The organism is Actinomadura sp. K4S16 (genome assembly GCF_008327685.1).
Lineage (GTDB): Bacteria > Actinomycetota > Actinomycetes > Streptosporangiales > Streptosporangiaceae > Spirillospora.
This window is the reverse complement of record NZ_BDDE01000011.1, coordinates 656,191-677,821: the sequence shown is the minus strand read 5'-3', so window position 1 is coordinate 677,821 and position 21,631 is coordinate 656,191. Positions and strand designations below refer to the sequence as shown.

Here is a 21,631-nt window from a genome sequence, read left to right as displayed (position 1 = left end):
GTCCCGGTCGGCGGTGGAGGCGCGGTCGGCGGGGGTGCGGTCAGAGGGGGAGGCGCAGGCGGCGGCCGAGGCGCCGGAAGCGGGAGTCGGGGACGCTCTCGGGCGACTCGTCCCGCACCGCCAGGCTCTCCAGCAGCGTGTCGAACGCGGGCGGGCGGACGCACACCAGGGTCGCGCGGGCCCTGCGGGCGCAGTGCAGGCGCACCGACGGCCGCAGCAGCCGCGAGAACGGGCCCCGGTCCCCACGCCCGACGACCAGGATGTCGTCGTCGCCCGCCAGTCGCACGAGGGTCGCGCCGGGCTCCCCGACGAGGGCCAGGGCGGTCATGTCCACGCCCTCGGGCGGGCCGCCGCACACCTCCGCCAGGAGCCGGGCGACGAGCTCGGCTCCGGAGGCGCGCAGCGCCTCGGTGATCCCGCAGCCGAGCTGGCCCGCGGCCGACACGTGCGGGGGCAGCGGCGCGGCGTGGGCGACCAGCAGCGGCAGCCGGCGCAGCCGCGCCTCGCCGATCGCCCAGGAGAGGGCGCAGCGCGCGCCCGCGGAGTCGTCCACCCCCACCACGACGCGGGGCCCGCCCTCCGGTCTCGCGATCACGGTCCCTCCTGTGGCCGCCGGGTGACAGCAGTCTAGACAGAAGGCATACCCGTTCCTACGCGCGAGTTCCACGTTTCCGCGGCGGCGGTTCGCGGCGGTTCTCCGGCGGACCGCGGCGAGCCGGCGGGCGAGGGCGTGGCCCCTGGACCATCCGGCGCCGCGCGGGGCAGACTTCGGGTATGGCCGCACCGCACGAGCACGACTCCTCCTGCGCCGTCGCGCACGGCGACGTCCAGCCCGACACGGGGGAGCGGACCCTGGTCGCGGTGTTCGCCGGCCCCGTCGCCGACCACCTCCTGCGCTACGCCGCCGACCTCGGCTACCGCACGTTCCTCGTCGACCCCGACAAGGACCGCGACGGCACCGCCGACCTGCCGCCCCTGGACGCCACCGCCGACGTCGTCGTCACCGACCACCACCGGCCCGAGCTCGGGCCCGTCCTGCGCGACGTGCTGACCCAGCCCGTCCGGTGGGTCGGCGTCATGGGCAACCCGCGGCATCCCGCCCCGCACATCCCGGCCCTCACCGAACTCGGCGTCCCGGCGGCCGACATCGCCCGCGTGCACCGCCCGATCGGCCTGAACATCGGCTCCAGGACCCCCGCCGAGATCGCCGTCGCGACCCTGGCCGGACTGATCGCCGACCGGAACGGCCGCCCCGGCGGCTTCGAGTTCTAGTGCGGGCGCCCTAGTGCAGGCGGTCGCCTACGACTCCTTCGGCGGCCCCCTGGAGATCCGCGAGCTGCCCGACCCGCGGGTGCCGCCCGGCGGCGCGGTGATCCGGGTCGAGGCCACGGGCGTCTGCCGGAGCGACTGGCACGGCTGGCAGGGCCACGACCCCGACATCCGCTCCTTCCCGCACGTCCCCGGGCACGAGCTGGCGGGCACGGTCGAGGAGGCCGGCGCGGGCGTCGCCGGCTTCCGGCCCGGCGACCGCGTGACCGTCCCGTTCGTGTGCGCCTGCGGACGCTGCGCGTCCTGCGCGGCGGGCGACCAGCAGGTCTGCGAGGCCCAGACCCAGCCCGGCTTCACGCACTGGGGGTCGTTCGCGCAGTACGTCGCGATCGACGCCGCCGAGGTGAACCTGGTCCGGCTCCCGGACGAGATGGCCTGCACCACCGCGGCCGCGCTCGGCTGCCGGTTCGCCACCGCGTTCCGCGCCGTCCTCGCGCAGGGCCGGGTGCGCGCGGGCGAGTGGCTCGCGGTGCACGGCTGCGGCGGCGTCGGGCTGTCGGCCGTCATGGTCGCCGCGGCGGCCGGCGCGCGGGTCGTGGCCGTCGACGTGTCGCCGCAGGCGCTGGAGCTGGCGCGCCGGTGCGGCGCGGCCGCCGTCGTCGACGCCTCCGCCCATGACGACGTGGCCGAGGCCGTGCGCGAGGCCGCCCACGGCGGCGCCCACGTGTCGCTGGACGCGCTCGGCAGCCCCGCCACGGCGCGCGCCTCGGTCGGGTCGCTGCGCCGGCGCGGCCGGCACGTCCAGGTCGGGCTGCTGCCGCCCGGCGCGGGCCGCGCCGACCTGCCGATGGAGCGGGTGATCGGCTGGGAGCTGGAGATCGTCGGCAGCCACGGGATGGCCGCCCACGCCTACGGCCCGATGATGGAGCTGGTCCGCGCCGGGACGCTGCGCCCCGACCTGCTGGTCGGCCGCGTCCTGGCGCTGGAGGACACTCCGGCCGCCCTCGCCGGGATGTCCGGCGCGGGCATCACGGTGATCGAACCCTGGCGGCGGCGGTCTTCCGACCACGGTTCCGGCCATGGTCACGGGCTTCGCGCGTAGGATCCGAAGGGACGCACGTGTTCTGTCGGTGGGCCCGCCTACGGTCGGAGGCGGTGGCGCCCGCCGCCCTCGCCGCCACGGCGATGCCGCCCAGCAGAGGTGACGACCACCATGCCGAACACCATAGAGACGGACCGCGACTTCCTGGCCCTCGCCGACCCCTACCGGCGGGAGCTGCTGGCGCACTGCTACCGGATGCTCGGCTCGATCCACGACGCCGAGGACCTCGTCCAGGAGACCTACCTGCGGGCGTGGCGCTCCTACGACGGCTTCGAGGGCCGGTCGTCGCTGCGCACCTGGCTGTACCGGATCGCCACCAACGTGTGCCTGACCGCGATCGACCAGCGCGGCCACCGGCCGATGCCGTCCGGGCTCGGGGCGCCGAGCGAGGAGCCCGAGCGGCCCGTGGTGGCCTCGGACGAGGTGCCGTGGCTGGAGCCCGCCCCCGACGCCCTGCTCGGCGCGGACGCCGCCGACCCGGCGACGATCGTCACCGCGCGCGAGAGCACCCGGCTGGCGTTCGTCGCGGCGCTGCAGCACCTGCCCGCCAAGCAGCGGGTCGTGCTGATCCTGCGCGACGTCCTGAAGTGGCGGGCCGCCGAGGTCGCCGAGCTGCTCGACACCTCCACCGCCGCGGTCAACAGCGCGCTCCAGCGGGCGCGGGCGCAGCTGGAGGAGAACGCGCCCCTGCGCGACGAGCTGGTCGAGCCGACCGACCCCGGGCAGCGCGACCTCCTGGAGCGCTATGCGAAGGCGTTCGAGGACGCCGACATCGGCGGCCTGATCGAGCTGTTCAAGGAGGACGTCATCTGGGAGATGCCGCCCTTCCCCGAGTGGTTCGTCGGCGCCGAGACCGCCGTCCGGCTCATCAGGGCGCAGTGCAGCCCCGGCCCCGGCGACATCCGGATGGTCCCCGCCGCCGCGAACGGGCAGCCCGCCTTCGGCCTCTACAAGCGCGACGCCGACGGCGTGCACAGCGCCTACCAGCTGCAGGTGCTGTCCATCACCGGTGACGGCGTCGCGCACGTCTCGGTGTTCTTCGACACGAGCCTGTTCCCGCTGTTCGGTCTGCCCGAAGCCCTCTGAGCCCTGCCCTTGCCCTTCCACTGGGCGGAAGCCGCGAGACGGTGCGCGCCGGGCCGGCTGCGAGGGTGGAGACCGCGGGGATGGTGCGACGTCCCCCCGCGGAGTGGGAATGGGGAAGGCTGAGCAGAAGGGATGAGGGCATGACGCACCCGCCGTACCTGTACCCGGGGTACAAGAGCACCGTGCTCCGCGCCCCCTCGCAGGACCTGGTCATGCCGAAGCTCGGCCCGGACAGCGTCGAGCTGGCCTCCCCGGTCTTCGGCCACCAGGAACTCGGGCGGCGGGACCACGACCTCACCGTCCAGCACGCGGGCGAGCCGCTCGGCGAGCGGATCGTCGTGGCCGGCCGCGTCCTCGACGGCGCGGGCCGCCCGGTGCGCGGCGCCCTCGTGGAGGTATGGCAGGCCAACGCGGCGGGGCGGTACAACCACCTCGGCGACGTCCACCCGGCGCCGCTCGACCCCAACTTCACCGGCGCCGGACGCTGCCTCACCGACGACGACGGCCGCTACCGGTTCGTCACGATCAAGCCGGGCGCCTACCCGTGGGGCAACCACCACAACGCGTGGCGGCCCGCCCACATCCACTTCTCGGTGTTCGGCACGGCGTTCACCCAGCGGCTCGTCACCCAGATGTACTTCCCCGGCGACCCGCTGTTCGCCCACGACCCGATCTTCCAGTCGATCCCCGACGAGCGGGACCGGCGGAAGCTGGTCTCGCGGTTCGACCTGGACACCACCACACCGGAGTGGGCCCTCGGCTACCAGTGGGACATCGTCCTCGGCGACACCCCGACGGAGGCCTGATGAGCACGCCCTCCCTCCCGCCCTCGGCCATGACGCCGTCGCAGACGGTCGGCCCCTTCTTCGGGTACGCGCTGCCGTACGAGGCGGGCCCGCAGGTGGTCCCGCCGTGGCGTCCCGACGCGATCCGGGTGCGCGGGCGCGTCCTGGACGGCGCGGGGCAGCCGGTGCCGGACGCGCTGCTGGAAATCTGGCAGGCCGACGAGAACGGCGAGATCGCGCGGCGCCCCGGCGGCATCGTGCGCGAGGGGCACGGCTTCTCCGGCTTCGGCCGGTGCGGCACCGACGCGGCCGGGGGCTACTGGTTCAGCACCGTCAAGCCCGGCGCGGTGGGCGGCGGCGCCCCCTACATCGCCGTGCTGGTCTTCGCCCGCGGCCTGCTCAAACCGGTCTTCACCCGGCTGTACTTCCCCGAGGACGAGGCCGCCCGCGCGAGCGACCCGCTGCTCGGCGCCGTCCCGGAGGAGCGGCGCGCCACGCTGGTCGCCGAACGCGAGGGCGAGCGGGAGTACCGGTTCGACGTCCGCCTCCAGGGCGACCGGGAGACGGTGTTCCTTGCCTTCTGACGAGGACGTGCCGCCGCCCGGCGCGCACGGCTCCGCGGAGGGCCGCCGCCCGGCGCCGGACGCGGGGCTGCTGTCGCCCGTCCGGGCGGGGACGGAGGCCGAGGCCGCCACCAGCGACCTCGCCTACCTGACGGCCATGCTCGACGCGGAGGCGGCGCTCGCCCGCGCGCAGGCCCGGCTCGGTCTCGTCCCCGGCCCCGCCGCGGAGGCGATCACCGCCGCCGCCGACGCGGACCGGTTCGACCTGCCCGGCATCGCCCGCCGGGCGCGCGGCTCCGGCAACCCAGTCGTGCCGCTGGTCGCCGACCTGCGCGCGCTCGCGGGTCCCGCGGGCGAGCACGTGCACAAGGGCGCCACCAGCCAGGACATCGCCGACACCGGCGCCATGCTCGTCGCGGCCCGCGCCAGGCGCGTCGTCCTCGCCCACCTCGACCGGGCACTGGACGCGCTGGCCGGGCTCGCGGCGCGGTACCGCGACACCCCCATGCCGGCCCGCACGCTCGGCTGGCAGGCGCTGCCGACGACGTTCGGCGCCAAGGCGGCGGGCTGGCTGATGGGCTGCCTGGAGGCCCGGGAGGGCCTCGCCGCGGTGCCGCTGCCCGTCCAACTCGGCGGCCCGGCGGGGACCCTGGACGCCTTCGGCGACCGGGCGCTCGACCTCGTCGCCGCCTACGCGCGGGAGACGGAGCTGGCCTGCCCCGTCCTGCCGTGGCACACCCGCCGGACGCCCGTCGCCGGGCTCGCGGCGGCGCTGGCGGTGGCCGCCGGCGCCCTCGGCAAGATCGCCACCGACGTCTGGCTGCTGGCGCAGAGCGAGGTCGGCGAGGCCGCCGAGGCGGCTGGGGCGGGAAGGGGCGGCTCGTCGTCGATGCCGCACAAGCGCAACCCGGCGCTGTCGGCGCTGGTGCGGTCCGCCGCCCTGCAGGTCCCGGCGCAGGTCCAGGTGGTCCTCGCCGCGCAGGCCGCGCCGCACGAGCGGCCCGCGGGGGAGTGGCACGCCGAGTGGCAGCCGCTGCGCGAGTGCCTGCGGCTGACGGGCGGCGCCGCCGAGACGGCCGCCGAGCTGCTGGAGGGCCTGGAGGTGTCCACCGAGCGGATGCGCGCCGACCTCGACGACCTCCTGGACGTCCTCGGCGACGACCCTGGGACCGGCGCCGCGGCCGCCCTCGTCGGCCGCGCCCTCGACGCGTACCGCAGGAGCCGCACATGACCGCCGCACCCCGGCACCGCCTCGACGGGCCGGACGGCGCGCCCGTCGTCGTCCTCGGCCCGGCCCTCGGCACCACCACGGACCTGTGGCTGCCGCAGATGCCCGCGCTGACCCGCGCCTGGCGCGTGCTGCGCTACGACCTCCCCGGCCACGGCGGCGCGCCCCCGCCCGGCGGCCCGTTCACCGTCGAGGACCTCGCCGACGGGGTCGCCGCGCTGCTGGACGGCCTCGGCGTCGACCGGGCCGCCTACGCCGGGGTCTCGCTCGGCGGCGCGGTCGGGACGGCCCTCGCGCTGCGCGCCCCGGACCGCGTAGCGAGCCTGGTCCTGTGCTGCACCTCCCCGCGCTTCGGCGACCCGGCCGCCTGGCACGAGCGCGCCGCGCTCGTGCGCCGCGAGGGCGTCGGCCCGGTCGCCGACACGGCGCCGGGACGCTGGTTCACGCCGTCCTTCACCGGCGCGGAGCCCTACGCGGCGATGCTGCGCGCGACCGGCGCCGAGGGCTACGCGGGCTGCTGCGACGCCCTGGCCGCGTTCGACGCGACCGCGCGCCTCGGCGAGATCCGCGCGCCGACCCTGGTGGTCGCCGGCGCGCAGGACGGCCCGACCCCGCCGCGCGGCCACGCCGACCGGCTCGCCGCCGGCATCCCCGGCGCCGTCCTGACGGTGGTCGAGGGCGCCGGGCACCTGGCGAACGCCGAGCGCCCGGCCGAGGTCACCGAGGCGATCACCGCGCACCTGGACCGCACATGGAAGGGATCCCGCCGATGAGCGAGCGCCTGTCCGACGGGGAGCGGCACGAGCGGGGCATGAGGACGCGGCGCGAGGTGCTCGGCGACGCCCACGTCGACCGCGCCGAGGCCCGCAAGGACGCCTTCACCGCCGACTTCCAGGACCTGATCACCCGCTACGCGTGGGGCGAGGTGTGGAGCCGCCCCGGCCTGGACCGCAGGACCCGCAGCTGCATCACGCTGACCGCCATGGTCGCGGGCGGCCACCTGGACGAGCTGGCCATGCACGTGCGCGCCGCGCTCCGCAACGGCCTGACCCCCGACGAGATCGGGGAGGTGCTCCTGCAGACGGCGATCTATTGTGGAGTGCCCGCCGCGAACTCGGCGTTCGCCGTAGCCCAGCGGGTGCTCAGCGAAGACCGGTGACGGGCGTGAGCCCGGGCGGAGGGGCCACGTGGGAGACGACAGCGCGGAACGCGCGCGGCCGGTCAGCGTGGCGGGCAAGGTGATGGCCATCCTCAACGCCTTCGCGCAGGGTGGCGTCCGCCTCAACCTGAGCGAGATCTGCCGCCGCGCCGGCCTCCCGCTGGCGACCGGCCACCGGCTCGTCGGGGAGCTGGTCGGCGGCGGGTTCCTGGAGCGGGTCCCGGACGGCACGTACCGCATCGGCACCCGGCTGTGGCGCATCGGCAGCCAGGCCCCGGCGGTCACCGGCCTGCGGGAGCTGGCCCTCCCGCACATGGAGGACCTGTACGAGGCCACCCACGACAACGTCCAGCTCGGCGTGCTCCGCGACGCGCGGGTGCTGATCGTGGAGCGGCTGCGCGGGACGCGGTCGGTGCCGGTCGTGACCCAGGTCGGCGCGACGCTGCCGCTGCACACCACCGGCGTCGGGAAGGTGCTGCTGGCGTTCGCGCCGCCGGCGGTCCGGGAGGAGGTCCTGGCCGGTGAGCTGCCCCGGTACGCGGCGCGCTCCATCACCGACCCGGCCGAGCTTCGGCGCTGCGTCGAGCAGGTCCGCCGCTCCGGCTACGCGGTGACCCGCGACGAGATGACGCTCGGCGCGTCGTCGGTCGGCGCCCCCGTGCGGGACGGCGCGGGCGAGGTGGTCGCGGCGATGTCGCTGGTGTCGAGCACTCGCAGCGCCGACCTGCGGCGGCTGCTGCCGCCGCTGACCACTGCGGTCCGCGCCCTGTCCCGGGACGTGGCCGCGCACTGGAGCGGACACTCGGAAAGCTTTTCCGCTGAGCGGAATTCCGGCGCCTGAACCTGCGGTGACGTCCGCGAACATGCGGGCGGACCCACACGAGGAGGATCGATGCGTACCCAGGTCGCGATCATCGGCGGAGGCCCGGCGGGACTGCTGCTGTCGCACCTGCTCCACCTCCAGGGGATCGACTCGGTCGTCCTGGAGAGGCGCGACCGCGACTACGTGGAGCATCGGCAGCGGGCCGGGATGCTGGAGCAGGGCACGACCGACGTGCTGCGCGAGAGCGGCGCGGGGGAGCGGCTCGACCGCGAGGGCCTCGTCCACCACGGGCTGGAGCTGCGGTTCGGCGGCGCGGGGCACCGGATCCCGCTGACCGGGCTCACCGGCCGGACCGTGACCGTCTACGCGCAGACCGAGATCGTCAAGGACCTGGTCGCCCGGCGGCTGGCCGACGGCGGCGACGTGCGTTTCGAGGCGGAGGTCGTCGCCCTGGACGCCTCGGCGCCGAGTGTGACCTTCCGCAGCGGCGGGCGGACCCGCACGCTCGACTGCGACTACATCGCCGGCTGCGACGGGTTCCACGGCGTCAGCCGGCCGGCGGTCCCGGGGCTGCGGACGTTCGAGCGCGACTACCCCTTCGCCTGGCTCGGGATCCTCGCCGACGTCCCGCCCTCCACCGACGAGCTGATCTACGCCAACCACGACCGCGGGTTCGCGCTGCACAGCCTGCGCTCGCCGCACGTCAGCCGCCTCTACCTCCAGGTGCCGCCGGACGAGGACATCGCCGCGTGGCCCGACGCCCGGATCTGGGACGAGCTGGCGGCGCGGTTCGCGACGGACGACGGCTGGAGGCTGCGCGAGGGCCCGGTCACCGACAAGTCGATCACGCCGATGCGCAGCTTCGTGGCCGAACCGCTGCGGCACGACCGGCTGTTCCTCGCCGGGGACGCGGGCCACATCGTCCCGCCGACCGGGGCGAAAGGACTCAACCTGGCGGTGTCGGACGTGACCGTCCTGGCGCGGGCGTTCGCCGACCGGTACGCCTCGGGATCGCACGCGCTGCTGGACGGCTACTCCGACGCGTGCCTGCGGCGGGTGTGGCGAGCCGAGCACTTCTCGTACTGGATGACCACGCTGCTGCACGCCGACCCGGCCGCGACCGCCTTCGAGCGCCGGCTCCAGCGCTCCCACCTGGACTACGTTGTCTCCTCGGAGGCCGCCATGACCTCGCTGGCGGAGAACTACACCGGCCTTCCCCTCGACTAGCCGCGCGGGGGCGGGGCGCCCGGTGAGAGGCACGTCACCTAAATTGGCAGCCTCTGAATTTTTGCCAACCAGGCAAGTTCGGTCTACGGTGGGACTTCCCCATGCGGACGCGGAAGGTGAGAGGCTTCGGCATCCGCTCGACGACGCCGCCCGGCCGGACGGCGTCCGCGAGCCCGCCCCCCGCCCGGCCCCCGCCGGCGCGGAAGACCCGTGAAGGACAGCGCAGTGAGCCTCCTCGACCAGCCGCCCCGGCCGGCCGGCGCTTTATCGCGACTGCGCAGGCCCGGACCCGCCGGCTCGGCCGGGGGACGGCCCGGCGGCCGGCCGCGGCCCGTCCGCGAGCTGCTGCTGATCATCGTGCTGTTCGCCGCATACAAGCTCGGGCGGCTGCTGGCGGACGGGCGGGTGAGCGAGGCGTTCGACAACGCCCACCGCGTCCTGCGCCTCGAACGCGTCCTCGGCCTGCCCGACGAGGTCGCCGTCCAGCACGGCCTGCTGCACAGCCAGACCCTCGTGCACGCGGCCAACGCCTACTACGCCGGCGTGCACTTCCCGGCGGCCGTGCTGTTCCTGCTCTGGGTCTACCTGCGGCGGCCCGCCCACTACCGGTGGGTGCGCCGGGTCCTCGTGGCGCTCACCGCCGCGGCGCTCGTCCTGCACCTGCTCGTGCCGCTGGCGCCGCCGCGCATGCTGCCCGCGACCGGGCTCATCGACACCGCCGCCCGGTACGGGCCGTCGGTGTACGGGGCGCCGCAGAGCGACACGATCGCCAACCAGTACGCGGCGATGCCGTCCCTGCACATCGGCTGGGCGGCCGTCATCGCGCTCGGCCTCATCGTCACGTCCCGGACGCGGTGGCGATGGCTGTGGCTCCTGCACCCGACCGCGACGGTCGCGGTCGTCGTCGGCACCGCCAACCACTACTGGCTGGACGGCATCGTGGTGCTGGCGCTGCTGACGGTCACCGCCCTGCTGCTGCGCCCGCCGCCGGCGGACGGCCCGATGGACGGGCCGGTGGACGGGCCGGCGGGCTAGCCGGCGGGCTCGGCGCCCAGCGTCTCGAGCAGTTCGACCACGGGCTGGAGCTTCTCGTACAGCAGCAGGACGGGCTCGCCCGGCTCCGCCATGTCCAGCGCCGAGGTCAGCGCTCCCTTCAGGTCGCCCGCCGGGTGGTGGCGCACGCCCGGGCGGGCCTCCCGCAGCCCCTTGACGATCAGCCGGGTCATCTCGCCCGAGCGGCGCCCCCGCAGGTCCTCGTCCTCGTAGACGACGACGCGGTCGAAGGAGCCCGCCAGCGCCCGGGCGGTCTCGCCCACCAGCTCGTCGGAGCGGTCGCCCGGCAGCGTCACCGCCGCGACCCCCGACCCGCCCCAGCGCCGCTCGACGAACGCGCCCACCGCCGCGACCGCCGCCGGGTTGTGCGCGTAGTCGACCAGGACCGGGTTGGCGCCGACCTGGTACACGCAGCCCCGGCCGGGGTTGCGGGTGTGCGGGTCGAACGAGCGCAGCGCCCGCGCCAGGACCTCCACCGGGACGCCGAGGGCGCGGGCGGCGGCCGACGCGGCGAGCGCGTTGGCGATCACGTGCCGGGCGTGCCCGCCGAACGAGCCCGCCACCTCCGCGGCCGGCAGGATCGGGGTCCGGCGGTCGCCGCGCGCCTCGGTCAGCCACCCGTCCCGCACGCAGTAGCCGACCCCGCCGCCGCGCAGGTGCTCCGCGAGGACGGGGGCGTCGGGGGACAGGGCGAACAGGCGCAGCACCGGGTCGCGCTCGCGGACCCCCGGCCGCTCGGCGAGCCCCGCCGACGCCTCGTCCTCGGCGTTGAGGACCACGTGGCCGCCGCGCCGGACCTCCTCGGCGACCAGCGACTTGATGTCGACCAGGTCCTCCAGGCACTCGGTGTCGTCCACGCCGAGATGGTCGCGGGTGATGTTGGTGACGACCGCGACGTCCGCGCGGTCGTAGCCGAGGCCGCGCCGCACGATGCCGCCCCGCGCGGTCTCCAGCACGGCCGCCTCCACCGACCGGTCGCCGAGTACCATCTCCGCCGAGCGCGGCCCGGACGCGTCGGACCGGTGGACCAGGCGCCCGCCCACGTGGACGCCCTCGGTGCTGGTCATGCCGGTCCGCCGCCCGTCCAGCTCCAGCATGTGGGCGATCATCCGGACGGTCGTGGTCTTGCCGTTGGTGCCGGTCACCGACACGACCGGCACCCGCGACGGCGTCCCCTCCGGGTACAGCAGGCCGATGATGTCGGCCGCGACGTCCCGTCCCGCGCCCTCGTGCGGCGCCAGGTGCATCCGCAGGCCCGGCGCGGCGTTGACCTCCAGGATCCCGGCGGCGCCGTGCTCGGCGGGCGGCGGGGAGGCGATGTCGGGCAGCCGCAGGTCGATGCCGCACACGTCCATGCCGACGGCCCCGGCGGCCCGCACGCACATCGCGGCGACCTCCGGGTGGACGTCCGCGGTGACGTCCCGGCTGGTGCCGCCGGTGGACAGGTTCGCGTTGCGGCGCAGCCAGACCCGCTCCCCGGCGGCGGGCACCGACTCGGGGCCGTGCCCCTGCCGCGCCAGCAGCGCCAGCTCGGTGGGGCCGAGGACGAGCCGGGTGAGCGCCCGGTCGTGGCCCTCGCCGCGCGCCGGGTCGGCGTTGACCCGTTCCACCAGCGCCGCCACCGGGGCCGTCCCGTCGCCGGTCACGCACGCGGCGGTCAGCTCGGCCGCCGCCGCGACCCGGCCGCCGACGACCAGCACCCGGTAGTCCTTGCCGGGGATGTAGCTCTCGACGAGGACCTCGCCGCCGTCCCCGGCCGCCGAGGTGAACGCGGCCACCACCTCCGGCGGCGTGGTCAGCTCGATGTGGACGCCCTCGCCCTGGTGCCCCGCCAGCGGCTTGACGACCACCGGGCCGCCGACGGCGCGCAGCGCCTCCAGCGCCTCGCCCGGGGACGCCGCGACCCGGCCCTCCGGCACGGGCAGGCCGGCGTCGGCGAGCAGGCGGTGCGCGAGCCGCTTGTCGCCCGCGACCTCCATCCCGATCGCCGAGGTGGCGTCGGTCATCGCCGCCCACACCGTCCGGCGGTAACGCCCGTACCCGAGCTTCAGCAGGTTGAGGCCGCCGACCCGGCGCACCGGCACGCCCCGCTCGCGCGCCGCGCGCGCCAGCGCCGCCGTGCTCACCCCGAGCCGCTCCTGCTCGTGGACGGCGGTGACGGCGGCCAGGTCGGCGGAGGCGTCGGGGACGCGCCCGGCGAGCGCCCCGTTGACGATCCGCACCGCCAGCGTGATCAGGCGCTCCACCACCGGGCTCGCGGACGGCTCGTCGCGCGGGCACTCCAGTATCACGTCGTACTCGGCGGGGCCGCCCGCGCGCACGGTGCGGCCGAAGAACACCTCGCGGCCGATCAGCCCGGACAGCTCCAGCGTGACGTGCTCGGTGACGTGGCCGAAGTAGGTGCCGCGCGCCATCGCCTCCAGCAGCCCGCCCGGGCGGCCCGCCGAGCAGTGGTGCCCGGCCAGGCTGGGCAGCGCGTCGACGAGCCGCCCGGCGAAGCCGGGGTGGTCGGTGGTCTCGTGGCCGGTCAGGCCCTGCAGGTCCAGCCGCGCGATCGCGACCGGCCGGGACAGGTAGACGTTCGGGCCGCCGAGGCGGCGCACATGGTCGAGCCGCACCGCTACCCCTCCTCCGGGCCGCGCATGTCGCCGATCGCCGGGAGCCTGTCGTTCATCTGGAACGCGCATCCGGCCGGCAACAGGTGCAGCGACACGTCGAGCATGGCCATCGGCTCGTCGTCGGAGGCGGCGTAGGCGACCGTCGCCTGCCCGGCGTCCACGACCGTGACGACGCCCGTCCCGACGACCTCGAACCGCCCGTCGCCCACCACGATCGCCGTGTCCTCGTCGATCCCCACGCCGAGCAGCCGGGTGTCCAGCGCTATCCCGCTCATCAGCCGCGGCAGCCGCCCCCGCTCGTTGAAGTGCATGTCGATCAGCACGTTGTCGAGCAGGCCGAGCCCCGGGCCGACCTTCACGCTGGACGCGGCGACCTCGTGGCCGCGGCCGCCGAGGATCATCCAGGGGCCCATGGCGGTGGCGCCGGCGCTCGTCCCGGCGATCACCAGGCCCTCCTGGCCGAGCCGGCGTTTGAGCAGCTCGTTGGTCTTCGAGCCGACCAGGGTGCGGATCCGCGACTGGTCGCCGCCGCTGAACAGCACCCCGGTCGCGGTCTCCAGCGCCCGCAGCGTGGCCGCGTCGTCGGCCGCCGCGCGGCCGAGCAGCCGCAGCTCGCGCACCGAGGAGACGCCGAGCCGCCCGAACACGGCGGTGTACTCGTCGGCGACCTCCTCGGGCACCTCCGTCGCCGTGGTGATGACGACGATCCGCGCGTCCTCGTCGCCCGCCAGCTCGACGAACGTCTCCAGCGGGCCGGAGCCGCAGACCCGGTTCTCCGCCCCACCGATGATCAGCAGCCGGCCCTTGCGTCCGGCGCCCCCGTGTTTGTGGTTCACACCTGCTAGCTACCCCCGATAACCGCCTGTAGTCGCGCGAACGCGACAAGTCATGGGATGGGCAGCGCGGCGGCTGTGCCATGCTGGGTCGATGAGCGGCCCCGTTCCCGCCGGCGACGCCTTCCGCCCGGCGTCCGGCGCGACCCGCTCGCCCTCGCACCAGGGCGGCCGCGCCGCCGCGCTGGCCGCCGCGTCCGCCCACTACCTGCGGGGCGAGCCGATCGACATGTCGGCGCTCGCCGCCGAGCTGGGCGTCGGGCGCGCCACCCTCTACCGGTGGGTCGGCAGCCGGGAGCAGCTCCTCGGCGCCCTGCTCGGGGAGATGACCGAGCGCACCTACCGTGTCGCCGCGCGCGGCGTCGGCGGCGCCGGCGCCGCGCGGATCCTCACCCTGCTCGACCGGTTCATGCGCGCGGTGGTGGACGCCGGGCCGCTGAAGGCGTTCACCGAGCGCGAGCCCCGGCTGTTCGTCAGGCTGGCCACCATGCCCGGCACCATCGAGGACCGCGCCACCGAGCTGCTGACCGCGGAGCTGCAGGCGGAGATCGACCGCGGCGCGCTGCGCACCCGGCTGCCGACCCGCACGCTCGCCCAGGCGATCGTCAGGGTCGCCGACTCCTTCATGTACGCGCACTACCTGGGCGGGAACCGGCCGGAGATCGAGCAGGCCCTGGAGGTCGTGGAGCTGCTGCTGCGCCCCTGCCCGGGCGGCGGGGAATCACCGGGCGCGGCGGGACGCTGAAGAGTAGTCGGGGTGTGGCCGTTTCGCGGCCTTGCTCCCCATGAGAGGCTGAAGTCATTGGACGCATCGTCGAAAGAGGGGCCGTGAGCGACATCCCCCGCCGCGCGGTGACGCGGACCGCGAAGCTGGCGACCCTCCCGCTCGGGTTCGCCGGGCGCACCGCCCTCGGCTTCGGCAAGCGGACCATCGGCCGCCCCGCCGAGGCCGTGGCGCTGGAGGTCCAGCGCCGCACCGCCGAGCAGCTGTTCGCCGTGCTCGGCGAGCTGAAGGGCGGCGCCATGAAGGTCGGGCAGCTGCTGTCGATCTTCGAGGCCGGGCTGCCCGAGGAGGTCGCCGGCCCGTTCCGCGCCAGCCTGACCCGCCTGCAGGAGGCGGCGCCGCCCATGCCCGCCGCCACGACGCACCGCGTCCTCGCCGAGGGCCTCGGGCCGGACTGGCGGGAGATGTTCGCCGAGTTCGACGACCGCCCGGCCGCCGCCGCGTCCATCGGCCAGGTCCACAAGGCCGTCTGGCGCGACGGCCGCACCGTCGCGGTCAAGGTCCAGTACCCCGGCGCCGCCCAGGCCCTGATGAGCGACTTCAACCAGATCTCCCGGCTCAGCCGCCTGGTCACGCCGCTGTTCCCCGGCGTGGAGGTCAAGCCGATCGTCGCCGACCTCAAGCGCCGCCTGGAGAAGGAGCTCGACTACGTCGACGAGGCCCGTGCCCAGACCGCCTTCCACGAGGCCTATGCCGACGACCCCGACTTCGTCGTCCCCGCCGTCGTCGCCCAGTCGGGCCACGTGCTGGTCACCGAGTGGCTGGGCGGCACCCCGCTCGCCAAGGTGATCGCCGAGGGCGACCAGGAGAGCCGCGACCGCGCCGGGCTGCTGCTGTTCCGGTTCCTGCTGTCCGGCCCGGTCCGCTGCGAGATGATCCACATCGACCCGCACCCGGGCAACTTCCGGCTGCTGGACGACGGCCGCCTCGGCGTCATGGACTTCGGCGGCGCCGCCCGCGTCCCGGCCGAGCTCCAGTGGTCGATCGGGCGCCTCACGCGCATCGGCACCCTCGGGGACCCCGACGACATCGTGGACGCGCTGTTCGAGGAGGGCTTCCTCGTCGGGGACGCCGAGGTCGACCCCGAGGAGGTCGCCGCCCTCGTCGCCCCGCACGCCGCCCCGTTCGCCGTGGAGCGCTTCCGCTACTCGCGCGGATGGCTGCGCGAGCAGACCGCCCGCGGGCTCGGCCTAGCGTCCGACCTGCGGCCCGGCGCGCTCGCCCGCGCGCTCCGCCTCCCGCCGCAGTACCTCGCCGTCAGCCGCGCCCTGTCCGGCTGCGGCGGCGTCCTCTGCCAGCTGGAGGCCGAGGGCGCCTTCCGCGCCGAGGCCGAACGCTGGCTGCCCGGGTTCGCCACCGACGCCGACACCGACACCGACCCCGATCTGGACGACCAGGCCCAGGTCACCGCCTGAGCCCGGGCGGCGGTCAGCCGAGCGCCTCGGCCTCCTCCTGCTCCACCTGCCGGTTCCAGTCGCGCTTGCCGGACTGCCAGCCGTCCTCGTCGCGGCCGCGCCGCCAGTAGCCGGAGATCGACAGCCGGTCGAGGGGGATGCCGCGCTCGACGCGCAGGTGGCGGCGGAGGGCCTTGACGAGGTCGGCCTCGCCGTGGACGAAGGCGTGCACCTCGCCGTCCGGGAAGTCGAGCTTCTGGACGGCCTCGACCAGCAGGTCGCCGACCTGGCCGCCGCCCCGGTGCAGCCAGACGATCTCCGCGTCGCCGGGCGTGCGCAGGTCCTGCCCCTCCTCAGGTCCGGCGACCTCGACGAACGCGCGGACGGGGGCGCCCTCCGGGACGCGCTCCAGCGAGGCGGCGATCGCGGGCAGGGCGCTCTCGTCGCCGGCGAGCAGGTGCCAGCCGGCGTCCGCGCGGGGCGCGTAGGCGCCGCCCGGCCCGGTGAAGTAGATCTCCTCGCCCGGCCGGGCGCTCGCCGCCCACGGGCCGGCGAGGCCCTTGTCGCCGTGGTGGACGAAGTCGATCGTCAGCTCGCGCGCCCCCGCGTCCCACGCGCGGACGGTGTAGGTGCGGGTGCTCGGCCACTGCTCGCGCGGCATCTCGGCGCGGACCCGCTCCATGTCGAAGGGCTCGGGGTAGGCGACGCCCGGCCGGGGGAACAGCAGCTTCACGTAGTGGTCGGTGAACTCGCCCGCGCCGAACTCCGAGAGCCCGTCACCGCCGAGGACCACGCGGATCATGTGCGGTGTGAGGTGCTCGGTGCGCAGCACCGTCCCCCGGTGGAGCCTGCGTCCCCTGCGTGCCGGTTCCGTCGCCATACGGTCCCCTTCGATGATCCGGATCACCCTTGGGGAACGCTAACCTCTGGCGCATCTGGAATGTTCCCCGGCGCGGGACGGCGGTCAGCCCGCCAGGGCCGGGCGGGTCCGCGCGACCTCGGCGGCGACCGCCTCGAAGGCGGCGTCGGTCTCCTCCCCGGCGAGGACGGTCCCCAGCGTCGACTTCACGATGACGACGCCGTACCGGGGCGAGACCCAGATGAGCTGGCCGCCGAGGCCGTTGGCGGAGAAGTCGCCGTCCTCGCCGAGCCACCACTGCAGGCCGTACCCCTGGTTGAACGGGGCGGACGGCCGCGTCGACTCCGTCACCCAGGAGGCGGGGACGACCTGGCGCCCGTTCGCCCTGCCGCCGTTCAGGTACAGCAGGCCGAACCTCGCGAAATCGCGGTCGGTGGCGTAGTAGCAGCAGTACCCCATGCTGTTGCCGTTGGAGTCGTTGCCCAGGTACGCCTTGGAGGCCATTCCGGCCGGGCCCCAGATCTTCCGCTGGACGTAGGAGTGGTACGGGACGCCGGTCGCCTTGGCCACCACCCAGGAGAGGACGAACGAGTTCATGCTCGTGTACTCGAACCTCGTCCCGGGCTGCCATCCGCGCTTGCGCTGCTTGGCCAGCTCGGTCAGCGGGTACCCGAGGCTCGCGGCGACGTGCACGAACGGCACGTCGTAGGTCTCCGTCCACTGGATGCCCGACGACATCCGCAGCAGGTCCCGCAGCGAGACGCCGTCGTACCCCGACCCCTTGAGCTCCGGGACGTACCGGGTGACCGGGTCGTCGATCGAGTCGATGAGGCCCTCGCCGAGCGCGATTCCGACCGCCGCCGAGGTGAACGACTTCGCCATCGACCACGACTGGAACAGGGTGCCGCGGTCGGCGGCGACGTAGCGCTCGAAGACGACGTCGTCGCGGTCCAGGACGACGAATCCCTGCGTCCCGGTGCGGGCGAGGTAGTCGTCGAGGGTGTGCTCGCGGCCTTCGTAGGTGTAGGCGACCTTGAGCGGTCGGTGGGCCTCGTGCAGGCCGACGGGGTCGGACGAGGGGAGCAGGGGGTCGAAGCCGCGCGCCGCCTCGGTGACGCGGGCGGACGGCGCGGGCGGCGGCGCGGGCGCCGGGGGAGCGGCGTGCGCCGGGGGAGCGGCGAGGGCGGCGGTGGCGGCGGCTGCGGCGAGTGCGAGCGTCCAGGGCCTGCGGCGCATCGGACCTCCGTGGGGGGCGGGTTCGGCCGGGGTTCCGCCCCGATGGTGGGCGCCCCGCGCCGCCGCGTCCATGGTGCGGTGCGACGAAATCCGGCGGCGGACATGGCGTCGCGGCACAAAGGCCCGCGGCCTGCGTCCGGTGACCCTCCGAACACGGCCGTCTGCGGTACGTTCGACGGATTCGCGCGTCCACCCAGCCCCCGCGCCGCCGGAGGAACGATGTCCGTGCTCGCCCAGCTGCTCGCCGCCGTCGCCGACGGCTCCGTCGAGATCGTCGACCTGACCGCCCCGCTGTCGGAGCGGACCCCGATCCTGCGGCTGCCGGAGCCGTTCGCCAACACCGTCCCGTTCCGGCTGAGGGAGATCAGCCGGTACGACGACCGCGGCCCCGCCTGGTACTGGAACGACATCGAGACCGGCGAGCACGTCGGCACCCATTTCGACGCCCCGGTGCACTGGGCCACCGGCCGCGACGGGGAGGACGTCTCGGAGGTCCCGCCCGCCCGGCTCGTCGCCCCCGCCGTGGTGCTGGACGCGTCCGAGCGCGCCGCCGCCGACCCCGACTTCCTGCTGGAGATCGACCACGTCCGCGACTGGGAGGGCGAGCACGGCCCGCTCCCGGACGGCGGCTGGCTCCTCTACCGGACGGGCTGGGACGCCCGCGCCGGCGACCAGGACGCCTTCCTCAACGCCGACGAGAGCGGCCCGCACACGCCGGGGATCTCGGCCGAGTGCGCCCGGTGGCTCGCCGAGGAGACGCCCCTGCTCGGGCTCGGCGTGGAGACCGTGGGCACCGACGCGGGCGCCGCCCACGGCTTCGACCCGCCGTTCCCGTGCCACTCCTACTTCCTCGGCGCGGGCAAGTACGGGCTCACCCAGCTGCGCGGCCTCGACCGGCTGCCGGCCCGCGGCGCCGTGCTGCTCGCCTCCCCGCTGCCGATCGTCGGCGGCTCGGGCAGCCCCGCCCGCGTGCTCGCGCTGATCGAGCGATGAACGTCGCCGAGGCCGTCGGGCAGGCCCTCGCGCGGTTCGGCGCCGGCACCGTCTTCGGGGTCGTCGGCAGCGGCAACTTCCACGTGACGAACGCCCTCGTGGCCAACGGCGCCCGGTTCGTCGCGGCCCGCCACGAGGCCGGCGCCGTGACGATGGCCGACGCGTACGCGCGGGTGGGCCGCGGCCTCGGGATCGCGACCGTCCACCAGGGGCCCGGCCTCACCAACGCGGTCACCGGCATGGCGGAGGCCGCCAAGAGCCGCACGCCGCTGGTGGTGGTCGCGGGCGAGGTGGCCGCCGCGGCGGTCCGCTCCAACTTCCGTGTCGACCAGGCGGCGATCGCCGCCGCGGTGGGCGCCGTCCCCGAGCGGATCCACTCGCCGCAGACCGCCCTGGCCGATGTGGCGCGCGCCTGCCGGACGGCGGTCGCCGAGCGCCGCACCGTGCTGCTCGGGCTGCCGCTGGACGTGCAGGCCGCCGACCTGCCGGAGGCGGCGGCGCGGACGCCCGCGCGGGGCCGGCCGGGCCGGGTGCCGGCGCTGCCGGTGCCGCCGCCCGCAGCGGTCGGCGGCCTCGCCGACGCGCTCCAGGCGGCGGAGCGGCCGGTGTTCGTCGCGGGCCGCGGCGCGCGCCTGTCGGGCGCCCGCGACGCCCTCGCCGGACTCGCCGAACGCTGCGGGGCGCTGCCCGCCACGTCGGCGGTGGCGCGCGGCCTGTTCGCCGGCGACCCCTTCGCCCTGGACGTCAGCGGCGGGTTCGCCACGCCCGCCGCGGCCGAGCTGATCCGCGGCGCGGACCTGGTCGTCGCCTGGGGCTGCTCGCTCACCGGGTGGACGACGCGGCACGGCGCCCTCATCGGCCGGGACGCCGTGGTCGTGCAGGTCGACGTGGAGGCGCACGCGCTCGGCGCGCACCGACCGGTCGACCTCGGCCTGATCGGCGACGCCGCGGAGACCGCGCGGGCCGTCTCCGCCGAGCTCGACGCGCGCGGGCACCGGGCCGCCGGGTACCGCACGCCCGAGGTCGCGGAGCGGCTCGCCCGCGAGGGCCGCTGGCAGGACGTCCCCTACGACGAGCAGCCCGACGACGGCGAGGGCGGCCCCCGGATCGACCCGCGCACGCTGACGATCGCCCTGGACGGGATGCTGCCCCGCGAGCGCACGGTCGCCGTCGACTCCGGCAACTTCATGGGCTACCCGGCGATGTTCCTGGACGTCCCCGATGACGACGGCCTCGTGTTCACGCAGGCCTTCCAGTCGGTGGGGCTCGGTCTGGCCACCGCCATCGGCGCCGCCGCGGCCCGTCCGGACCGGCTCGCCGTCGCCGCGCTCGGCGACGGCGGCGCGCTGATGTCGGTCGCGGAGCTGGAGACCGCCGTCCGGCTCGGGCTCGGGCTGCTCGTGCTCGTCTACGACGACGAGGCCTACGGGGCCGAGGTGCACCACTTCGGCCCGGGCGGGCATCCGCTCGGCACCGTCACGTTCCCGCCGGCCGACCTGGCCGCGATCGGGCGCGGGTTCGGCTGCGCGGCGGCGACGGTCCGGACCCGCGCCGACCTCGCGGCGGTGGCCGACTGGCTGGCGGGGCCGCGCGACCGGCCGATGGTGGTGGACGCCAAGACCACCCGCCGGTGCCCCTCGTGGTGGCTGGAGGACGCGTTCCGCGGTCATTAGATCACTCTGTGTAGGGACGCCCTCCTTGGGAACGATCACGATCACGGCCCGCTGCGGCCCGCCCACACGCCCGAGGAGGAGAAATGACGCGAGGGCCGAGACTCCCCGAGATCGTCAGGGAGATGTCGGCGGAGTTCGCCGGCACGCTGATCCTGATCCTGTTCGGCGTGGGCGTCGTCGCCCAGGTCGTCGCGGCGAGCGGGCTCGGCGAGCCGCAGAGCCTCGGCGACCACAACAGCATCGCCTGGGCCTGGGGCTTCGGCGTCACGCTCGGCGTGTACGTCGCGGCCCGGATCAGCGGTGGCCACCTCAACCCCGCCGTCACCGTCGCGCTCGCGGTGTTCCAGGGGTTCCCCTGGCGCAAGGTCCTGCCGTTCTGCTTCGCGCAGACGCTCGGCGCCTTCGTGGCCGCGCTGATCGTCCGGTGGGACTACAGCGAGATCCTCGCGAAGTTCGACCCCGGACACACCTTCAAGACCCAGTTCGTGTTCTCCACCCTGCCGGGCAACGGCTCGCTCCCGGTCGGCACCTGGGGCGCGTTCCGCGACCAGGTGATCGGCACGGCCATCCTGCTGTTCCTCGTCCTCGCCCTCACCGACCCGCGCAACGCGCCGCCGCTGTCCAACCTGGCACCGCTGATCATCGGCCTCGTGGTGGTGGCGATCGGGATGGCGTTCGGCTCCGACGCCGGCTACGCGATCAACCCGGCCCGCGACTTCGGGCCCCGGCTCGCCCAGTACCTGACCGGCTACGACACCGCCTGGCGGGACCAGTACGGCGGGCTGTACTTCTGGGTTCCCATCGCCGCGCCGCTGATCGGCGGCGTGCTCGGCGCCGGCCTGTTCCTCCTGCTCGTCGGGCGCAACCTCCCGGAGGAGGAGGGCGGCCTGCCCACCGAGCCGAAGCCGGAGTACGACGTCACCTGAGGTGCCCGTTCGCGCGGGCG

21 protein-coding genes are annotated in these 21,631 nt (G+C 75.6%); 16 read left to right on the top strand and 5 right to left on the bottom strand.

Annotation, left to right across the window (positions count from 1 at the left end):
* Positions 1–40: 40 nt before the first annotated feature.
* Positions 41–595 carry a universal stress protein gene (locus K4S16_RS10355; protein ID WP_160160876.1) on the bottom strand — a complete coding sequence of 185 codons (555 nt, stop codon included), beginning with the start codon at positions 593–595 and terminating at the stop codon, positions 41–43.
* A 179-nt stretch (positions 596–774) separates the two neighbouring features.
* On the opposite strand from K4S16_RS10355, the gene K4S16_RS10350 reads away from it, so the two are divergent.
* From K4S16_RS10350 to K4S16_RS10305, 11 genes are all read left to right on the top strand, one after another.
* Entirely contained in the window at positions 775–1,272 is a 498-nt protein-coding gene (locus K4S16_RS10350; protein WP_149258618.1) for an XdhC family protein, read from the top strand.
* 13 nt (positions 1,273–1,285) lie between these two features.
* A complete protein-coding gene (locus K4S16_RS10345) occupies positions 1,286–2,371 on the top strand; it encodes a zinc-dependent alcohol dehydrogenase family protein (RefSeq protein WP_149258617.1) in 1,086 nt (361 codons plus the stop codon).
* A gap of 99 nt (positions 2,372–2,470) precedes the next feature.
* Positions 2,471–3,457 carry a sigma-70 family RNA polymerase sigma factor gene (locus tag K4S16_RS10340; protein WP_200841787.1) on the top strand — a complete coding sequence of 329 codons (987 nt, stop codon included), beginning with the start codon at positions 2,471–2,473 and terminating at the stop codon, positions 3,455–3,457.
* An 80-nt stretch (positions 3,458–3,537) separates the two neighbouring features.
* Positions 3,538–4,263, top strand: a complete 726-nt coding sequence (pcaH, locus tag K4S16_RS10335) for a protocatechuate 3,4-dioxygenase subunit beta (RefSeq protein WP_268843219.1) — start codon at positions 3,538–3,540, stop codon at positions 4,261–4,263.
* Positions 4,263–4,826 carry a protocatechuate 3,4-dioxygenase subunit alpha gene (gene pcaG, locus K4S16_RS10330; RefSeq protein WP_149258614.1) on the top strand — a complete coding sequence of 188 codons (564 nt, stop codon included), beginning with the start codon at positions 4,263–4,265 and terminating at the stop codon, positions 4,824–4,826. Before pcaH ends, pcaG begins: the two co-directional genes overlap by 1 nt.
* Positions 4,816–6,036 carry a 3-carboxy-cis,cis-muconate cycloisomerase gene (gene pcaB / locus K4S16_RS10325; RefSeq protein ID WP_235036692.1) on the top strand — a complete coding sequence of 407 codons (1,221 nt, stop codon included), beginning with the start codon at positions 4,816–4,818 and terminating at the stop codon, positions 6,034–6,036. The genes pcaG and pcaB overlap by 11 nt, the downstream gene beginning before the upstream one ends.
* On the top strand, positions 6,033–6,806 hold the full coding sequence (gene pcaD / locus K4S16_RS10320; protein ID WP_200841786.1) for a 3-oxoadipate enol-lactonase: 774 nt from the start codon (positions 6,033–6,035) through the stop codon (positions 6,804–6,806). Before pcaB ends, pcaD begins: the two co-directional genes overlap by 4 nt.
* Positions 6,803–7,192 carry a 4-carboxymuconolactone decarboxylase gene (gene pcaC, locus K4S16_RS46780; RefSeq protein WP_200841785.1) on the top strand — a complete coding sequence of 130 codons (390 nt, stop codon included), beginning with the start codon at positions 6,803–6,805 and terminating at the stop codon, positions 7,190–7,192. The genes pcaD and pcaC overlap by 4 nt, the downstream gene beginning before the upstream one ends.
* A gap of 28 nt (positions 7,193–7,220) precedes the next feature.
* Positions 7,221–8,033: an IclR family transcriptional regulator gene (locus tag K4S16_RS10315; RefSeq protein ID WP_235036691.1), complete on the top strand. Its 813-nt coding sequence runs from the start codon at positions 7,221–7,223 to the stop codon at positions 8,031–8,033.
* 51 nt (positions 8,034–8,084) lie between these two features.
* The gene (locus tag K4S16_RS10310; RefSeq protein WP_149258613.1) at positions 8,085–9,242 is read left to right on the top strand and encodes a 4-hydroxybenzoate 3-monooxygenase; all 1,158 of its coding nucleotides are present in this window, start codon (positions 8,085–8,087) and stop codon (positions 9,240–9,242) included.
* 210 nt (positions 9,243–9,452) lie between these two features.
* Positions 9,453–10,277 carry a phosphatase PAP2 family protein gene (locus K4S16_RS10305; RefSeq protein ID WP_235036690.1) on the top strand — a complete coding sequence of 275 codons (825 nt, stop codon included), beginning with the start codon at positions 9,453–9,455 and terminating at the stop codon, positions 10,275–10,277.
* Here K4S16_RS10305 and cphA read toward each other — a convergent pair.
* Both cphA and K4S16_RS10295 read right to left on the bottom strand, forming a co-directional pair.
* A complete protein-coding gene (gene cphA / locus K4S16_RS10300) occupies positions 10,274–12,913 on the bottom strand; it encodes a cyanophycin synthetase (protein WP_149258612.1) in 2,640 nt (879 codons plus the stop codon). The genes K4S16_RS10305 and cphA overlap by 4 nt on opposite strands.
* A gap of 2 nt (positions 12,914–12,915) precedes the next feature.
* Positions 12,916–13,749, bottom strand: a complete 834-nt coding sequence (locus K4S16_RS10295) for a cyanophycinase (RefSeq protein WP_149258611.1) — start codon at positions 13,747–13,749, stop codon at positions 12,916–12,918.
* A gap of 91 nt (positions 13,750–13,840) precedes the next feature.
* Here K4S16_RS10295 and K4S16_RS10290 point away from each other — a divergent pair, with 91 nt between their 5' ends.
* Together K4S16_RS10290 and K4S16_RS10285 are read left to right on the top strand one after the other, a co-directional pair.
* Positions 13,841–14,491 (top strand): QsdR family transcriptional regulator, encoded by a 651-nt coding sequence (locus K4S16_RS10290; RefSeq protein WP_160160875.1) that lies wholly within the window; start codon positions 13,841–13,843, stop codon positions 14,489–14,491.
* Between the two features lie 83 nt (positions 14,492–14,574).
* A complete protein-coding gene (locus K4S16_RS10285) occupies positions 14,575–15,945 on the top strand; it encodes an AarF/ABC1/UbiB kinase family protein (protein ID WP_200841784.1) in 1,371 nt (456 codons plus the stop codon).
* A 13-nt stretch (positions 15,946–15,958) separates the two neighbouring features.
* Here K4S16_RS10285 and K4S16_RS10280 read toward each other — a convergent pair whose 3' ends face one another.
* Both K4S16_RS10280 and K4S16_RS10275 read right to left on the bottom strand, forming a co-directional pair.
* Entirely contained in the window at positions 15,959–16,804 is an 846-nt protein-coding gene (locus K4S16_RS10280) for a siderophore-interacting protein (protein WP_149258610.1), read from the bottom strand.
* A gap of 84 nt (positions 16,805–16,888) precedes the next feature.
* Complete coding sequence (locus tag K4S16_RS10275) at positions 16,889–18,019, bottom strand: serine hydrolase (protein ID WP_149258609.1); 1,131 nt, start codon at positions 18,017–18,019, stop codon at positions 16,889–16,891.
* Positions 18,020–18,238: 219 nt separating this feature from the next.
* On the opposite strand from K4S16_RS10275, the gene K4S16_RS10270 reads away from it, so the two are divergent.
* The 3 genes from K4S16_RS10270 to K4S16_RS10260 all read left to right on the top strand — a co-directional run bounded on the left by K4S16_RS10270 (position 18,239) and on the right by K4S16_RS10260 (position 21,611).
* Positions 18,239–19,012, top strand: coding sequence for a cyclase family protein (locus K4S16_RS10270; RefSeq protein WP_149258608.1), 774 nt, complete (start codon positions 18,239–18,241; stop codon positions 19,010–19,012).
* The gene (locus K4S16_RS10265; protein WP_149258607.1) at positions 19,009–20,685 is read left to right on the top strand and encodes a thiamine pyrophosphate-binding protein; all 1,677 of its coding nucleotides are present in this window, start codon (positions 19,009–19,011) and stop codon (positions 20,683–20,685) included. The genes K4S16_RS10270 and K4S16_RS10265 overlap by 4 nt, the downstream gene beginning before the upstream one ends.
* An 83-nt stretch (positions 20,686–20,768) precedes the next feature.
* Positions 20,769–21,611, top strand: a complete 843-nt coding sequence (locus K4S16_RS10260) for an MIP/aquaporin family protein (protein WP_235036689.1) — start codon at positions 20,769–20,771, stop codon at positions 21,609–21,611.
* Positions 21,612–21,631: the final 20 nt, after the last annotated feature.